This window comes from Archangium sp. Cb G35, assembly GCF_001896145.1.
GTDB lineage: Bacteria > Myxococcota > Myxococcia > Myxococcales > Myxococcaceae > Archangium > Archangium violaceum.
The window spans coordinates 219,004-234,617 of record NZ_MPOI01000019.1; the positions used below are offsets into that span (position 1 = coordinate 219,004).

Annotated in this window: 13 protein-coding genes; 9 read left to right on the top strand and 4 right to left on the bottom strand. The window is 67.0% G+C overall.

Going from position 1 to position 15,614, the window contains the following annotated elements:
• Position 1 precedes the first annotated feature (1 nt).
• Complete coding sequence (locus BO221_RS45465; RefSeq protein WP_233166553.1) at positions 2–361, bottom strand: STAS/SEC14 domain-containing protein; 360 nt, start codon at positions 359–361, stop codon at positions 2–4.
• 244 nt (positions 362–605) lie between these two features.
• On the opposite strand from BO221_RS45465, the gene BO221_RS45470 reads away from it, so the two are divergent.
• On the top strand, positions 606–1,679 hold the full coding sequence (locus BO221_RS45470; RefSeq protein WP_143196061.1) for a type IV pilus twitching motility protein PilT: 1,074 nt from the start codon (positions 606–608) through the stop codon (positions 1,677–1,679).
• A gap of 19 nt (positions 1,680–1,698) precedes the next feature.
• On the opposite strand, the gene BO221_RS45475 is transcribed toward BO221_RS45470, so the two are convergent.
• Positions 1,699–3,372, bottom strand: coding sequence for a serine/threonine-protein kinase (locus tag BO221_RS45475; RefSeq protein ID WP_073567180.1), 1,674 nt, complete (start codon positions 3,370–3,372; stop codon positions 1,699–1,701).
• 270 nt (positions 3,373–3,642) lie between these two features.
• Here BO221_RS45475 and BO221_RS45480 point away from each other — a divergent pair, with 270 nt between their 5' ends.
• A complete protein-coding gene (locus BO221_RS45480) occupies positions 3,643–4,368 on the top strand; it encodes a polysaccharide deacetylase family protein (protein ID WP_073567181.1) in 726 nt (241 codons plus the stop codon).
• Positions 4,369–4,382: 14 nt separating this feature from the next.
• On the opposite strand, the gene BO221_RS45485 is transcribed toward BO221_RS45480, so the two are convergent.
• Both BO221_RS45485 and BO221_RS45490 read right to left on the bottom strand, forming a co-directional pair.
• On the bottom strand, positions 4,383–5,954 hold the full coding sequence (locus BO221_RS45485) for an OTU domain-containing protein (protein WP_073567182.1): 1,572 nt from the start codon (positions 5,952–5,954) through the stop codon (positions 4,383–4,385).
• Positions 5,955–6,065: 111 nt separating this feature from the next.
• Positions 6,066–7,085: a DUF4105 domain-containing protein gene (locus tag BO221_RS45490; protein ID WP_073567183.1), complete on the bottom strand. Its 1,020-nt coding sequence runs from the start codon at positions 7,083–7,085 to the stop codon at positions 6,066–6,068.
• Positions 7,086–7,187: 102 nt separating this feature from the next.
• Here BO221_RS45490 and BO221_RS45495 point away from each other — a divergent pair, with 102 nt between their 5' ends.
• From BO221_RS45495 to sucD, 7 genes are all read left to right on the top strand, one after another.
• On the top strand, positions 7,188–7,841 hold the full coding sequence (locus BO221_RS45495) for a trans-aconitate 2-methyltransferase (RefSeq protein ID WP_073567184.1): 654 nt from the start codon (positions 7,188–7,190) through the stop codon (positions 7,839–7,841).
• Positions 7,842–8,042: 201 nt separating this feature from the next.
• Positions 8,043–9,338: an NADP-dependent isocitrate dehydrogenase gene (gene icd / locus BO221_RS45500; protein WP_073567185.1), complete on the top strand. Its 1,296-nt coding sequence runs from the start codon at positions 8,043–8,045 to the stop codon at positions 9,336–9,338.
• Between the two features lie 22 nt (positions 9,339–9,360).
• Positions 9,361–10,302 carry a malate dehydrogenase gene (mdh, locus tag BO221_RS45505; RefSeq protein ID WP_073567186.1) on the top strand — a complete coding sequence of 314 codons (942 nt, stop codon included), beginning with the start codon at positions 9,361–9,363 and terminating at the stop codon, positions 10,300–10,302.
• Between the two features lie 238 nt (positions 10,303–10,540).
• On the top strand, positions 10,541–12,421 hold the full coding sequence (gene sdhA, locus BO221_RS45510) for a succinate dehydrogenase flavoprotein subunit (protein ID WP_073567187.1): 1,881 nt from the start codon (positions 10,541–10,543) through the stop codon (positions 12,419–12,421).
• 21 nt (positions 12,422–12,442) lie between these two features.
• Positions 12,443–13,273: a succinate dehydrogenase iron-sulfur subunit gene (gene sdhB, locus BO221_RS45515; protein ID WP_073567188.1), complete on the top strand. Its 831-nt coding sequence runs from the start codon at positions 12,443–12,445 to the stop codon at positions 13,271–13,273.
• A gap of 223 nt (positions 13,274–13,496) precedes the next feature.
• Positions 13,497–14,657, top strand: a complete 1,161-nt coding sequence (sucC, locus tag BO221_RS45520; RefSeq protein ID WP_073567189.1) for an ADP-forming succinate--CoA ligase subunit beta — start codon at positions 13,497–13,499, stop codon at positions 14,655–14,657.
• Positions 14,658–14,681: 24 nt separating this feature from the next.
• On the top strand, positions 14,682–15,584 hold the full coding sequence (gene sucD / locus BO221_RS45525) for a succinate--CoA ligase subunit alpha (protein ID WP_073567190.1): 903 nt from the start codon (positions 14,682–14,684) through the stop codon (positions 15,582–15,584).
• Positions 15,585–15,614 lie beyond the last annotated feature (30 nt).

The window sequence follows — 15,614 nt, forward strand, 5'->3', positions numbered from 1 at the left end:
GTCACGCGGCGTCGAGCGCGTCGTCGGGCGCGAGGAGCCAGGAGCGGGCCTCGGCCTCGTCATGGAAGCGGCGGAGGATGCGGTCCATGCCGCTGCCGCGCGCGATGCGGTTGAGCTGGAGCGCGGTGATCTCGCTGCCGACGACCTCGGCGATCCGCCGCATGCCGGCCTTCATCGCGTCCGCCTGGCCCTGGCGCAGCACCTCCGCGGCTTCGGGAGAGGTGGTTCGCAGCTGGCGCAGGTCGCCCAGGGCCTTGACGGTCCGTCCGTCCCCGGCGAGCGATTTCACGGCGCTCACGGCCTGCTCGACGAACTGCTGCATCTCCTCCGCGCGGATGGACCCTTCCAGAGTGATCTCCACGAGCGCGTTCGACTGATCGATCTTGACCTGGAACAGGGGGAACCTCGCCTGAACGGAGCCCGGGAACGGGGCAATGTTCCTACTCGGATTTCCTAACGCGTGCCAGATGCGCCAGGTGTGACGGCACGGTGAAAATCAGGGCGGAAGGAAAGAGGGCGGAAGTGTGGGGGAATCCCCGTCATCTTCTTGGCGGAGCCGGAGTGCTTGCCTAGAATCCCCGGCCGACGAGAGAGGTCATTTCCCTGTGGATCAGGCAACGCTCAACAAGCTGCTCACGGTCGGCGTGCAGAATGGCGCCTCGGACATTCACTTCCGGCCGGGCGATCCTCCCATCTACCGGGTCAATGGAGTGCTGCGACCGCTGAAGATGGAGAAGCTCCATCCGGACCACACCAAACAGGTCGCGCTCCACATCATCAGTGATCCGCTGACGAAGACCCAGGTGGACAGCCTGCAGGAGTACGACACCTCCTACGGGCTGCCCGGGGTGGCGCGTTTCCGGGTGAACATCTACCGGCAGCGGGGCACGCTGGCGTGCATCCTGCGCATCATCCCGGATGAGATCCCCACCATCGACGGGCTGGGACTGCCGCAGGTGCTCAAGACGATCGCCGCCAACGATCGCGGCCTCGTGCTGGTGACGGGGGCCACGGGCTCGGGCAAGAGCTCCACGCTCGCGGCGATGATCGATCAGATCAACCGCACCGAGAACCTGCACATCCTCACCATCGAGGACCCGGTCGAGTTCATCTACAAGAACATCAAGTCCTCCATCTCGCAGCGGGAGATCGGCCCGGACACGGAGAACTTCGCCATCGCCCTGCGCGCGGCGCTGCGCCAGGATCCGGACGTCATCCTCGTGGGCGAGATGCGCGACACGGAGACGATCGACATCGCGCTCAAGGCCTCGGAGACGGGGCACCTGGTGCTGTCGACGGTGCACACCACGGACGCCTCGAGGACCATCAACCGGCTCATCTCGGTGTTCCCGGCCGAGGAGCAGTCGATGGTGCGCATGCGCCTGGCGGACAGCCTCAAGGCCACCATCTCGCAGCGGCTGCTGCCGAAGGCGGACGGCAAGGGGCGCACCGTGGCGCTGGAGATCATGGTCCAGACCAAGTCCGTGGAGCAGTACATCCGCGAGGACCGGGCCAACGAGCTCAAGGACGTGATCGAGAAGGGCCGGGACATGTTCGGCATGCAGTCCTTCGATCAGCACCTGAGCTACCTCTACAAGCAGGGGGAGATCACCCTGGAGACGGCGCAGAGCGCGGCCACCAACCCGGCGGACTTCCAGCGCGCGCTCGAGTTCGAGTGAGCGCGGACGGCCCGGTCCCTCAGCTGCGCGTGCGCTCCGCGACGGCGGGGATCGGGCGGGAGGGCCGGAAGTCCAGCCGTGTCTGGGGGAGGCTCCTCGAGGGCCGCACCGGCCCGGAGGGGCGCAGCTGGACCCCCTGTGGCCCGGATTCCCGGGGCGTCTGCGTGACGGCGGGTTCCGTGGGCCTGTTGGCGAGCGCCTCGTGGACGGCGCGGGCGAGCAGGGCCTGGCCGCGGGGGTAGGGCGCGGCCTCGTCGAGCAGCGAGCACAACTGTTCCCGTAGCCGCAGGGCCCCCGGGGTCCGCGCGTGCGGTTCCCACTGGAGCAGCTCCAGGATGATGGCATCCAGGAGCGGAGGCACCTCCGGGCGGAAGGTGGACGGTGGGGGGAAGGTGCGCGAGGTGAAGCCCCAGCGGGGATCCTGGCGGGCCTCGCAGGGGATGACTCGGAGGCCGGTGAGGGCCTCGTACAGGGTGAGGCCGAGCGCGAACAGATCCGCGCGGGCGTCGAAGGGCTCGGCGCGGGCCTGCTCCGGGGCCATGTACCCGGGCTTGCCGACGACCCGGCCCGCCAGCGTGAGCGAGACGTGGTGGGCGGCGCGGGCGATGCCGAAGTCCCCCAGCTTCACCTCGCCGATGCGCGACAGGAGGATGTTGGGCGGGTTGATGTCCCGGTGCACGAGGTTGAGCGGCGTGCCATCGCTCGCGATGCGGTGGTGGACGTAGTCGAGCCCGGCGGCGAGCTCGGCGCCCAGGTACGTCACCACGGCCAGGGGGAGCGGGCCGCGGGACCGGAGCAGCTCGCGCAACGACACGCCCTCGATGAACTCCATGGCCATGAAGCAGGTGTCGCCGAAGCGGCCCACGTCGAGCACCTGGACGATGTTGGGGTGGTGCAGCAGCGAGCCCAGCTCGGCCTCGCGCCGGAAGAGGGTGACGAAGTGGGGATCCCCGGCATGGCTCGGGAGGATGCGTTTGAGCGCCACCCGCTTCTGGAAGCCGCCCTCGGGGCTGTAGGTGGCGCGGAAGACCTCGGCCATGCCGCCCACGCCGAGCCGCTCGTGGAGGAAGTACCTCCCGAGCAGCTCCCGCGCGCGCACGGCCCGGAGTGCCTCCTCGGCCTTGCGCAGCAGGTGACTGGCCACGAGCGCCGCGACGCAGCCGGTGAGCAACAGGTACAGGGCGCGCAGGGTGATGAGCGGCGGGGACAGCATCAGGGGCACGGGGGCCTGCAACCGCGGCCAGGCCAGCAGCCAGTACAGGAGCAGCGACGCGGTGGCGGCGAGGGCTCCGGCGAAGATGGCCAGCTTCCGGTTGGAGCGCATGGACGCGAGGACGATGAAGGCGCCCCACAGGAGCGAGGTGGGGTTGGTGAGGGCCTGCTCGGCGTTCTCGAAGTGCAGGTCGAGCAGGAACTCGAAGACGCCCACGGAGATCTCCAGGCTGACGTTGAGCCAGCAGATGGCGGGATGGAACCACCCGCGCTGGAGCACCTGGGAGAGGACGCCGTAATAGACACCGTAGGCCGCCGCCATGCAGGCCACGGCGAGGGCTCGGGGCCAGCCGAGGGCGGGTCCGAGCAGGAGGGTGGCGATCACGAAGCACACCGCGGCGGCGCTGATGAAGCGCGCGACATCGGCCTCGCGCGCCGCGGCGTCCTCGCGCAGGTAGTCGGCGAGGAGCTGGGAACCCATCGAACTGGAGGTATTCGGGGAAACAGCTTGATGCATGACTCCCCGAGTATTCAACATTCCGACAGTGTCGCCCAGACCTGCCAGGTAGGCCCGTGCGCTCGTGGATGGGCAGGGCATGGAGTGGCTCGCAGGGCCACACGGCGAGCGGACATGCGGGCGGGATGGCTCTCGCCGCGTCCTCCCACCCGCGTGGGGTGTGCCTGGAGAGCCACACCTCGGCCGTCAGCCCGGTGGGGAAGCCCGGGCCCGGCCCGTGCAGGGTGGACGCGCATGAACCGGAAGCGATGGATTCGATGGGCCGTGGGGACGCCGCTGGTGGTGCTGGGGCTCGTGGTGGGCCTGTGGCAGCTCTCGAGGTCGTGGACCTTCCAGCTGTTCGGCGAGCTCTACCCCCGGGTGGAGACGACCGAGAAGGTGGTGGCGCTGACGTTCGATGACGGGCCGAAGCCGGGCCAGACGGATCGGATTCTCGACATCCTGAAGCGGCACGGGGTGAAGGCCAGCTTCTTCATGGTGGGGAGGAGCATCGAGCGCAACCCGGAGCTGGCGGCGCGGGTGCTCGCCGAGGGGCACCAGGTGGGCAACCACTCGTATTCGCACCACCGGCTGGTGCTCAAGTCACCGTCCTACGTGCAGGAGGAGATCGACAAGACGGACGCGCTGCTGCGGGGGCTGGGCGTCCAGGGGGAGATCCTCTTCCGGGCGCCGCACGGCAAGAAGCTGGTGGTGCTGCCGTGGCTGCTGTCCCGGAGCGGGCGCAAGCACATCACCTTCGACGCGGTGTCGAGGGACGACGAGACGCAGGACGTGGGGCTGCTGACGTCCCGGGTCATGGAGTCGGTGCGGCCGGGCTCCATCATCCTGTTCCACGATGGGGGGAGGGAGAAGCCGGGAACGATTCAGGCGGTGGACATCGTCGTCGAGAAGCTGAAGGCCCAGGGCTACCGCTTCGTGACGGTGTCGGAGCTGCTGACGCTCGGAGCCGAAGCGCACTGACGCGGGTTCTCCCCTCAGTCGAACCACACCGGGTGTTTCTTGAAGGCGTGGTCCACCAGGTAGTTCAGCATGCGAGTGGCCTTCAGCTCGTCGCCAGGCGTCTTGCGTTCCAGGGCCCTGTCGGCTCCCGGTAGCATGTTCAGCTTGTCCATGACGTACCGCATCACGATGGACAGCTCCTTCTCATGGGGCTTGCGTCGCATGAGCGTCCGGATGCGCTTGGTGACGGTCCCGACGAGGAAGAGCTCCAAGGAGACGGGGCGCTGGCTCCTGCCGAAGCGGGGGGGAGGGGGGCGCCCCCGTCCCGCCTCGACGAGCGCATCGTAGTGAGCACCCGTGTAATAGACGTGATGAGGACCGCCGGTGCCTCCCTCGTTGATGCGCACGATGGTGCCGTCGAAGCGGTAGACGATGATCTGGATATCGAGCTGGTTGGCGAGGGCCACCAGCGCCAGGTGTCCCGCCCACACGCCATTGCCCGCCATGTCGGCCACGTACTCCGGGTGCTCGACGAAGCCCTGATACTGCTCCCAGTTGTTCAGCAGGTGCTGGACGGCGAGCGCCCGCAGCTCCACGTAGTTGCGGCCCGTCAGGTGGGCGATGGAACGGAACAGACAGTTCCCATCGCCGGTGATGGGAATCCGCCGGAAGCGCGCGGGGTAGGTGGGTAGCGCGAACAGGGGCTTGCCAAGACCCTGGATCGAGGATGACGGCTTGGAATCGCGCTTGCGGTCCAGCTCGGGGTACTCCACCAGGATGGGGCGATGGTCGAAGCCCGACTCATCGAGCACGGAGATGGATTGCTGCTCGGTGCGGACCTGTGCCTTCTCCTCCGGAAGACGGAACACGCGGCAGGGGACATTCGAAATCACGTAGTCGAGCAGGTTCCCGCTCGACCAGCGCGTGGGCCCGTCGGGGATGCAGGCGAACGCACCCGCCATGCCCACCCCCTCGAGAGACAGCACCTGTCCTCCCTTGCCAGTGATGAGCGACTCGTCGCACTTGAGCAGCTTGTGGGGTGGGCAGTTGAGGTCGCCCACGATCATCCACGGCGTGTCGGGGTGCAGCTTGAGCAGCGCGGGGATGAGCTCCGAGAGGAGCTGCTTCTTGGCGGCGGAGTGGTTCGAGATGGCATGCAGCATGTACACGTGCATGCCCTCCCGGGTGATCCAGCGGAGCGGCGCCCGTGTCGACAGGGCCTTGAAGGCCTCGTCGAGCAGCTCGGTCTCGATGAAACCCTTGCTCAGGGTGCCATAGCCCTTCTGCTTGCCCTCCTCGTGCTTTTCATAGCGCTCCTCGCGGTAGGAGGGCGTGTATGTGAACTGGAGCTGGCCGAGCGCTTCGTTCTGGGAGAACGACTGAGCCACCTGCTTGTCGAAGAGCAGCTGGTTCTCGGGCTTGCGCCGGCTGGTGCGCTGTTTCTCGGGAATGTCCACTTCCCCCAGCCTCTGGCTGGAGCGCATGACCTCGCAGAGCAGGGCGACGTCCACATCCATTTCGATGAGGAGTTGGGCCACCATGACCAGCCGCGCCGAGAGCCGCTCCTCCGCGAGGCCCTGCATATTGGCGAAGATGAAGCGCTTCATGCTCGCTCTCCCGTCAGGTGGATGGGTTTCATGTCGCCCGGCCGCCGAGCGTAACATGACCACTCCGGGTGCGGTGCTGACATGCGCGCGGTGAGCCCGATGTGAGTCGAATCAGGGGCCCGAGGCCGCGGCGGCGGGAGTCGCGGCCGGAGCCCGCCCGCGGATGCGGAGCGAGAAGTCGTCACGATCCTGGGCCGCGAGGGCGAGCGTGTTGATGAGATGGCGCTCGCGCGTTTCGGCGAGGCCCACGTCGGAGTCGATCAACCCCAGGGCGAGGGCGAGCGAGTCGGAGTAGGCGGGCAGCAGGGTGCGGTGATCGTAGGGGACGTTGGTCTCGCTGACCTTCTCGAGGTGCCGCACGAGGTTGGTGGTGCAGTTGTTGGTGAACGAGTTGTAGAACTCGGGCCGCGCCTCGAGGTCGCGCATGCGCTGCACCATGTCGAGGAAGAAGGCGACGGTGCGCTCCTGGGAGGCGCGGACGGGGTAGAGGTAGACGTCATCGCGGCGGTGGTTGCTGCGCAGCTGGATGAGGTCGCGCTCGTCGCCGACGACGTAGACGAGCTCGTACTGGCGGAACAGGCCGCCGAGGACCGAGTACGTCTCCCCGCGCTCGCGGCGGATCTCCACGGAGAAGGAGACGAAGCGATCGCCGGAGAACTCGAAGCTGACCATGGTGTGGGCGGCGCCCTCGAAGCCGGAGAAGGGCTCGACGATGAACCAGGCGCGGACGAGGTCCCGGGTGTCGTAGGTGGCGGAGTACCAGGAGGGGTCCCAGTCGGTGGTGCTGCGGTAGCGGAAGTCGCGGATGTCGTGGAGGGTGACGCGGGAGCCCCGCACCTCGGCGCGGGCGGTGCGGACGAGATCCGGAGCCCACTCGCGGGTGAGCGAGGGCCGCACGGTGCGCGTCCAGACGAACACGGCGGTGCAGAGCACGGCGAGCGTCCCGAGCGCGATCTCCCGGGAGCCCAGGCGCCAGGCGAGGCCCACGGCCAGGACGAGCGAGAGGAGCACGGCATGCCGCCACCAGGGGACGCCCTGGGGACCACCACCGGTGAGGAGGATGGCGGGAACGAGCCACGCCATGCCGAGGGCGAGGAGGACGAGCGGACCGGCGAGGGAGAGGAAGCGCATGAACGGCCGGGAGTATCCGTCACGACACCGTGGTCCACGAAATCCAGGCGACTCCCTCTCCCTCTGGGAGAGGGCCGGGGTGAGGGTCTACGCTCGCGCGAGATGCCAACCACCGACGAACAGGAGCAGGGAGTCCGGCGGGTCTACGGGGAGATCGCCGGTGTCTACGAGACGTTCTTCCCCGCGTTGCAGCGGTACGAGGGGAGGGTGGAGCGATTCCTCGGGGAGACGGTGGCGCCGGGCCGGCGGGTGCTCGATGTGGGATGCGGTCCGGGACAACTGACACGGCAACTGGAGCCGACCGTAGAGGTCGTGGGGTTGGATCTCTCACCCGAGATGATCGAGCGGGCGCGCGAGGGCCGGCCGTCGGGCGAGTACCGGGTGCACAGCTACCGGAATCCGGTGCCCGGAGATCTCGGCCGCTTCGACGTGGCGCTGGCGGTGGGGTGCCTCGACTTCTGCGACGACCTGGAGAGAACACTGGGCCACATCTCCGAGGCACTGAAGCCAGGAGGGCGCCTGCTCTTCACGGTGCTCGAGCGCCGCCTGGGACTGGAGGGGCACGAGGAGTCACGGCGCCAGGTCCAGACGGAGGATCAGGAAGTCACGTTGTACTTCTGGTCCTTCGCGGAGACGGTGAGGGCGCTCGAGGCCGCGAACCTCCTGCCGCGGACCTACGCGCACGGGCCCGGCTGGGTGCAGCTGCTGGAGCAGCGGACGATGCACTTCGGCTGGTGGGACGTGGAGCGTCGCTGACGGGGTGGAGTGTCCTCGGAGGTAGGGCCGGAAACGGAGCCACCAATCCAGGACAATCCAGACGCAGCGCTGTCGGGGATTGGATCCGATAAGTCAGGCCGTACGGAGGGCAACCGAACATCCTTGACGCGGGGGGCCAGTGTTGCAAAGCATCCGCCGCCCACAAGGTCACACCCTTCCCAAGTGTCAGGAGCTTCGTTCATGGCCCCTCCGAGCGGCGAGAAGATCACCCTGCAGAACGGCAAGCTGACGGTGCCGGATCACCCCATCGTCCCCTACATCGAGGGTGACGGCACTGGCCGCGACATCTGGCGCGCCTCGCAGGCCGTCTTCGATGCGGCGGTGGAGAAGGCCTACAAGGGCAAGAAGAAGATCTCCTGGTTCGAGGTTCTGGCCGGCGAGAAGGCCTTCAAGACGGTCAACAACTGGCTGCCCGACGAGACGGTCACCGCGTTCCGCGAGTACCTGGTGGGCATCAAGGGCCCGCTGACGACGCCGGTGGGCGGTGGCATCCGCTCGCTGAACGTCGCGCTGCGCCAGATGCTCGACCTGTACGTCTGCCTGCGCCCCGTCCGTTACTTCAAGGGCGTGCCCAGCCCGGTGAAGACCCCCGAGAAGGTCGACATGACCATCTTCCGGGAGAACACCGAGGACATCTACGCCGGTATCGAGTTCGAGGCCGGCAGCCCCCAGGCCGCGAAGTTCCTCGAGTTCCTGAAGAAGGAGTTCCCGAAGGACGCCGGCAAGATCCGCTTCCCGCAGGGAGTGGGTATCGGCGTGAAGCCCGTGTCGCAGGAAGGCACGGAGCGCCTGGTGCGCGCCGCGATCGAGTACGCCATCACGCACAAGCGCAAGAGCGTGACGATCGTGCACAAGGGCAACATCATGAAGTTCACCGAGGGCGCCTTCCGCAAGTGGGGCTACGACCTGGCGGTGCGCGAGTTCGGTGACAAGGTCTACACCTGGGATCAGTGGGAGGCCACCAAGGCCGCCAAGAGCGAGGACGCCGCCAACGCCGAGCAGAAGGCCGCGGTCTCCGCCGGGAAGATCATCATCAAGGACTCCATCGCGGACATCACCCTGCAGCAGGTGCTGACGCGTCCGGACGAGTTCGACGTGATCGCCACGCTGAACCTCAACGGTGACTACCTGTCGGACGCGCTGGCCGCGCAGGTGGGCGGCATCGGCATCGCGCCGGGCGGCAACATCAACTACGTCACCGGCCACGCCGTCTTCGAGGCCACCCACGGCACCGCGCCCAAGTACGCGGACCTGGACAAGGTGAACCCGGGCTCGGTCATCCTCTCCGGCGAGATGATGCTGCGCCACATGGGCTGGAACGAGGCCGCCGACCTGATCATCCAGGGCATGGACAAGGCCATCGCGAACAAGACGGTCACCTACGACTTCGCCCGCCTGATGCGCCAGGAGAGCCAGGGCAACGTCACCGAGGTGAAGTGCTCCGAGTTCGGCCAGGCCATCATCAAGAACATGTAGTCGTCACGAGGAGACAACCCACATGGCTCACACCAAGAAGAAGATTGGTCTCATCGGCGGCGGTCAGATCGGTGGCAACCTGGCCCTGCTCGCGGTGCAGAAGCAGCTCGGCGACGTCGTCCTCTACGACATCCCCGTGGCCGAGGGTCTGGTCAAGGGCAAGGCGCTGGACATCAACCAGCTGTCCGCCGTGGACGGTTATGACTGCCGCGTGACCGGCTCCACCGACTGGAAGGACGTGGCGGGCTCGGACGTGGTGATCATCACGGCTGGCGTGCCCCGCAAGCCGGGCATGAGCCGCGAGGACCTGCTCGAGGTCAACCTGAAGATCATGAAGGACGTGGCGGGCAACATCAAGCAGCACTGCCCCAACGCCTTCGTCATCAACGTGGCCAACCCGCTGGACGCGATGGTGTTCGCGCTCCACAAGATCGCCGGACTTCCCAAGAACATGGTCGTCGGCATGGCGGGCGTGCTCGACACCAGCCGCTTCAAGTGTTTCATCGCCGAGGCGCTCAACTGCTCCATCCGTGACGTGGAGGCCCTGGTGCTCGGCGGCCACGGCGACGACATGGTGCCGCTGGTTCGCCACAGCACCGTGGGCGGCGTGCCCCTCACCCAGCTGATCCCCGCGGACAAGCTGAACGCCATCATCGACCGCACCCGCAAGGGCGGCGCCGAGCTGGTGAACCTCTACAAGACGGGCAGCGCCTACTTCGCTCCCGCCTCCAGCTCCATCGCCATGGCGGAGAGCTACCTGCTGGACCGCAAGCGCGTGCTGCCGGCCGCCGCCCTGCTCGAGGGGCAGTACGGCATCAACGGCTACTTCTTCGGCGTCCCCACGCAGATCGGCGCGGGCGGCGTGGAGAAGATCATCGACGTGCAGCTCAACGACGCCGAGAAGGCCGAGCTCAACAAGTCCTTCGAGTCGGTGAAGAAGACCGTCGGCGAAGTGAAGCTCTAGTAGATGTCCCCTCTCCCTCTGCCCTCTCCCAGAGGGCGAGGGAGCCCACGAGCAAGGCTGATGCCGGAGATGGAGCGGTCTTATCCCTCCGCTCCGGTAATCTTTGCGGCTCGCTGAATTCACCAGTTAACTAGCCGGAAGTATTCGCACCGGAGGTCCGAGCGTCGCGCTCGCACAGTCGCGGCGCTGGCCCTGCCCCCAGAGGCGTCTGGCCCTCCGGTCACCAAGGAGACGCAGCATGGCAGCAGCAGCGCGGTTCACGGTGGTGGGCGGCGGACTCGCCGGGCTGATGACCACCATCAAGCTGGCCGAGGCCGGTCACCAGGTCGACATCCTGTCGCTCGTGCCGGTGAAGCGTTCCCACTCGGTCTGCGCCCAGGGCGGCATCAACGGCGCGGTGAACACGAAGGGTGAGGGCGACTCGCCGGAAATCCATGTGAAGGACACGCTGCGCGGCGGCGACTTCCTGGCCGAGCAGATCTCCGTCAAGGGCATGTGCCATGCGGCGCCGGGCGTCATCTATCTGCTCGATCGCATGGGCGTGACGTTCAACCGCACGCCCGAGGGGTTGCTGGACTTCCGGCGCTTCGGCGGCACGCTGCACCACCGCACGGCCTTCGCGGGCGCCACCACCGGCCAGCAGCTGCTGTACGCGCTGGACGAGCAGGTGCGCCGCTGGGAGGCCGAGGGCCGCGTCACCAAGTATGAGTACTGGGAGTGGCTGGGCACGGTGAAGGACGGCGCGGGCCGCGTGATCGGCAGCGTGGCCATGGATCTGCGCACCAACGAGATCCGCACCTTCCCGGCCGAGGCCGTGTGCCTCGCCACCGGTGGCCCGGGCGTCGTCTTCGGGCGCTCCACCAACTCCATCATCAACACCGGTACCGCCGCCGGCCGCGCCTACATGGAGGGCGCCATCTACTCCAACGGCGAGTTCATCCAGGTGCACCCCACCTCCATCCCGGGTGAGGACAAGCTGCGCCTGATGAGCGAGTCCGTGCGTGGCGAGGGTGGCCGCGTCTGGGTGCCCAAGAAGAAGGGCGACATCCGCGAGCCCAAGGACATCCCCGAGAGCGAGCGCTTCTACTTCCTCGAGGAGAAGTACCCCAAGTACAAGAACCTGGTGCCTCGCGACGTGGCCACCCGGGAGATCTTCACGGTGTGCCGCGAGATGGGCCTGGGTCTGGGCGGCGGCGACGCCGTGTACCTGGACGTCACGCACATCCCGGGTCACGTGCTCACCGCCAAGCTGGGCGGCGTGATGGAGATCTACGAGAAGTTCGTGGGTGACGACCCGCGCCACGTGCCCATGAAGATCTTCCCGGGCATGCACTACTCGATGGGCGGTCTGTACGTGCAGTTCGAGGCGGATCCCCAGACGCAGACGCCGCTGGTCGGCAGCCCCGTCAACCAGTCCACCAACATTCCCGGCCTGTATGCCGCGGGTGAGGCGGATTACGCCTACCACGGCGCGAACCGCCTGGGTGCCAACTCGCTGCTCTCCTGCATCTACAGCGGCATGATCGGCGGCCCGGCCATGGTGGCCTTCGCCAAGAGCCAGTCCAAGAGCGCCACCGACGCGGACAACCAGAAGTACTTCGCCGACGCGCAGAAGTACTGGGCGGATCGCTTCGCCACCATCAAGAAGATGGACGGCAAGGAGAACGCCTACGGCCTCAACAAGGAGCTGGGCGATCTGATGACGGAGAACTGCACCGTCGTCCGCTACAACGACCGGCTCAAGAAGTCGCTGGAGAAGATCCGCGACTTCAAGGACCGCTGGAAGAACATCAACGCGCTGGATACGGGCAACGTGGGCAACCGGAGCATCTCCTACGTCAACCAGCTCTGGAACATGTTCGAGCTGGCCGAGGTGATCGCCAAGAGCGCGTTGCTGCGCGACGAGAGCCGCGGCGCCCACTACAAGCCGGAGTTCTCGCTGCCCGAGCCCAAGGTGAAGGATCCGACGAAGGATCCCGAGTGGATGGCGCTGTGGAAGAAGCGCCACGAGAAGTGGGCCAAGACGACCATGGCCGCCTACTCGGTCGAGGGCCCGCAGATTACCTATCAGGACATCCCCACGCCCGTGCTCGATCCCGAGCCGCGCTGGTACGCCTAAGGAAGGGACGGAGGGAACGACATGGACAACGCGACCGTGCAGGCGCCTGTCAGCACCACCACGAAGCACGTCACCTTTCGCATCTGGCGGCAGGATGGCCCGGAGGCTCCGGGTCACTTCGATGAGTTCCGCGTCCCCTACAACAAGGGCGCCAACGTCATCTCCTGCCTGATGGAGATCCAGCGCAACCCGGTCACCACCGACGGGCGCAAGGTGTCCCCGGCCATCTATGACGCCGCGTGCCTCGAGGAGGTGTGCGGCAGCTGCGCCATGAACATCAACGGGCGGGTCCGCATGGCCTGCTCGGCGCTGATCGATCGCATCATCGGGGACGGGGAGCCCATCATCACCCTGGAACCGATGAAGAAGTTCCCCGTCTCGCGCGACCTGGCGGTGGATCGCAGCCGCATGTTCGAGGCGCTCAAGCGCGTCAAGGCGTGGATCAACATCGACGGCACGCACAACCTCGGCCCCGGCCCGCGCCAGTCCCAGGCGGACCACACGGTGATGTACAAGCTGTCCACGTGCATCACGTGCGGCAGCTGCCTCGAGGCGTGCCCGCAGGTGACGGTCGACAACGGCTTCATGGGCGCCGCCGCCATCAGCCAGGCCCGGCTCTTCAACATGAACCCCACCGGCAAGATGAACGCCGAGGAGCGCGTCCGGGGTCTCATGGGTCCGGGCGGTATCCAGGACTGCGGCAAGGCGCAGAACTGCGTGAAGGTGTGCCCCAAGGAGATCCCCCTCACCACCTCCATCGCGGCGATGAGCCGCGAGGTGACCAAGCAGGTCATCAAGGACATCTTCTTCGACCTGGGTGGCGAGAAGACGTCCGCGGGCGGTCCGGGGTAGGGCAGGGCAGCGGTTGTTGCACCACTGTTTCACGGGGCCCCGCATCCGGCTGTTCCTCGCCGGGGCGGGGCCTTGGTTCTTTCTGGTCCGTCTGATTGGCCCTTGACAGTAGGGCCTTGCCAAGCGGGCCATTCTGCGCGAGAGAGGCAGCCGCGCCGTTCCGCCCCGGAGGCTCGCTTCCGGGTGCCAGTCTCTCGCATCACTCGCGTCACCCGGAGCCTCGATGAAGATCCACGAGTACCAGGGCAAGGAAATCTTCCGGAAGTACGGCGTTCCCACGCCGCGCGGCATTCTCGCGCTCTCGCCCAAAGAGGCCGAGGCGGCCGCCAAGGAGCTGGGCACGCCGGTGGTCGTCGTGAAGGCCCAGATCCACGCGGGTGGCCGCGGCAAGGGCGGAGGCGTGAAGCTCGCCAAGAGCCCCGCCGAGGCCAAGGACCTGGCCCAGCAGATGCTGGGCATGAAGCTCAAGACGATCCAGACCGGGCCCGAGGGCCAGACGGTCCACAAGGTCTACATCGAGGAGGGCCTGGCCATCGGTCAGGAGCTGTACCTCGGTGTGACGCTGGATCGCGCCACCTCGCGCGTCACCTTCATGGCCTCCCGTGAGGGCGGCGTGGAGATCGAGGAAGTGGCCGCCCACAGCCCCGAGAAGATCCTCCGCGAGTCGGTGGATCCCGCCGTGGGCTTCCAGGACTTCCAGGGCCGCAAGCTGGCCTTCGGTCTGGGCCTCACCGGTCCCACGGTGAACAAGTTCGTCCAGTTCTGCTCCGCGCTCTACCGCATGTACATGGAGACGGACTCCTCCCTGGTGGAGATCAACCCGCTCGTCATCCTCAAGGATGGCGGCGTGGTGGCGCTCGACGCGAAGGTGAACTTCGACGAGAACGCGCTCTACCGGCACAAGGATCTGCTCGAGTACCGCGACGTCGCCGAGGAGGAGCCTCGCGAGACCCAGGCCAAGGAGTGGGACCTGGCCTACATCGCGCTTGAGGGCAACATCGGCTGTATGGTGAACGGCGCGGGTCTGGCCATGGCCACCATGGACACCATCAAGCTGGTGGGCGGTCAGCCGGCCAACTTCCTGGACGTGGGCGGTGGCGCGAGCAAGGAGAAGGTGACGGCGGCCTTCAAGCTGATCCTCGCCGACCCGGCCGTGAAGGCGGTGCTCGTCAACATCTTCGGCGGCATCATGAAGTGCGATGTCATCGCCGAGGGCATCATCGCCGCGGCGAAGGAAGTGCAGCTCAAGGTTCCGCTCGTGGTGCGGCTCGAGGGCACCAACGTGGAGAAGGGCAAGGAGCTGCTGCGTAACTCCGGCCTCGCCATCACCCCCGCCGACAACCTCCGCCAGGCCGCCGAGAAGGCCGTCGCGGCGCTGAAGTAGTCCAGGCAGAGAAAGGTTCAAGCCATGAGCATCCTCGTCAACGAGAACACGAAGGTCCTCTGCCAGGGCATCACCGGCTCGGCGGGCTCGTTCCACTCCAAGCAGATGATGGAGTACGGAACGAAGCTGGTCGCCGGCGTCACGCCGGGCAAGGGCGGTACCGACTTCGAGGGCAAGGTCCCCGTCTTCAACTCGGTGTCCGACGCCGTGAAGCAGACCGGTGCCAACACCTCGGTCATCTTCGTTCCGCCCCCCTTCGCCGCCGACTCCATCATGGAGGCCGCCGACGCGGGCATCTCCCTCATCATCACCATCACCGAGGGCATCCCCGTCAATGACATGATCAGGGCCAAGCGCTACCTGCAGGGTAAGCCGGGCGTGCGGCTGATCGGCCCCAACTGCCCCGGCGTCATCACTCCGGGCGCCAAGTGCAAGATCGGCATCATGCCGGGCCACATCCACAAGCCGGGCCGCATCGGCGTGGTGTCCCGCTCGGGCACGCTCACCTACGAGGCCGTGTACCAGCTCACCCAGCTGGGCCTGGGCCAGTCCACCGCCGTGGGTATCGGCGGTGACCCGGTCAACGGCACGGACTTCGTGGACGTGCTGAAGCTCTTCAACGCGGACCCCGAGACGGACGCCGTCATCATGATCGGCGAGATCGGCGGCGACGCCGAGGAGCGCGGCGCCGAGTATGTGGCCCGCGAGTTCACCAAGCCCATCGCTGGCTTCATCGCCGGCCAGTCGGCTCCTCCGGGCAAGCGCATGGGCCACGCCGGCGCCATCATCTCCGGTGGCAAGGGCACGGCCTCGGAGAAGATCAAGGCCATGGAGGCCGCTGGCTTCGTCATGGCCGCCAGCCCCGCCGAGCTCGGCACCACGCTTCAGGAGGCCGTCAAGCGCGGCGCTCCCAAGAAGAACCGCTAGTCCCACCTCCCACACGTCATACGAGGACCA

Bases quoted from the DNA above. Each gene is read 5' to 3' on its own strand.
- sdhB (WP_073567188.1), top strand. From the start codon at position 12,443: ATGGACAACGCGACCGTGCAGGCGCCTGTCAGCACCACCACGAAGCAC.
- BO221_RS45480 (WP_073567181.1), top strand. From the start codon at position 3,643: ATGAACCGGAAGCGATGGATTCGATGGGCCGTGGGGACGCCGCTGGTG.
- BO221_RS45475 (WP_073567180.1), bottom strand. From the start codon at position 3,372: ATGGGTTCCCAGCTCCTCGCCGACTACCTGCGCGAGGACGCCGCGGCG.
- BO221_RS45490 (WP_073567183.1), bottom strand. From the start codon at position 7,085: ATGCGCTTCCTCTCCCTCGCCGGTCCGCTCGTCCTCCTCGCCCTCGGC.
- icd (WP_073567185.1), top strand. From the start codon at position 8,043: ATGGCCCCTCCGAGCGGCGAGAAGATCACCCTGCAGAACGGCAAGCTG.
- BO221_RS45485 (WP_073567182.1), bottom strand. From the start codon at position 5,954: ATGAAGCGCTTCATCTTCGCCAATATGCAGGGCCTCGCGGAGGAGCGG.
- sucD (WP_073567190.1), top strand. From the start codon at position 14,682: ATGAGCATCCTCGTCAACGAGAACACGAAGGTCCTCTGCCAGGGCATC.
- sucC (WP_073567189.1), top strand. From the start codon at position 13,497: ATGAAGATCCACGAGTACCAGGGCAAGGAAATCTTCCGGAAGTACGGC.
- sdhA (WP_073567187.1), top strand. From the start codon at position 10,541: ATGGCAGCAGCAGCGCGGTTCACGGTGGTGGGCGGCGGACTCGCCGGG.
- BO221_RS45495 (WP_073567184.1), top strand. From the start codon at position 7,188: ATGCCAACCACCGACGAACAGGAGCAGGGAGTCCGGCGGGTCTACGGG.
- mdh (WP_073567186.1), top strand. From the start codon at position 9,361: ATGGCTCACACCAAGAAGAAGATTGGTCTCATCGGCGGCGGTCAGATC.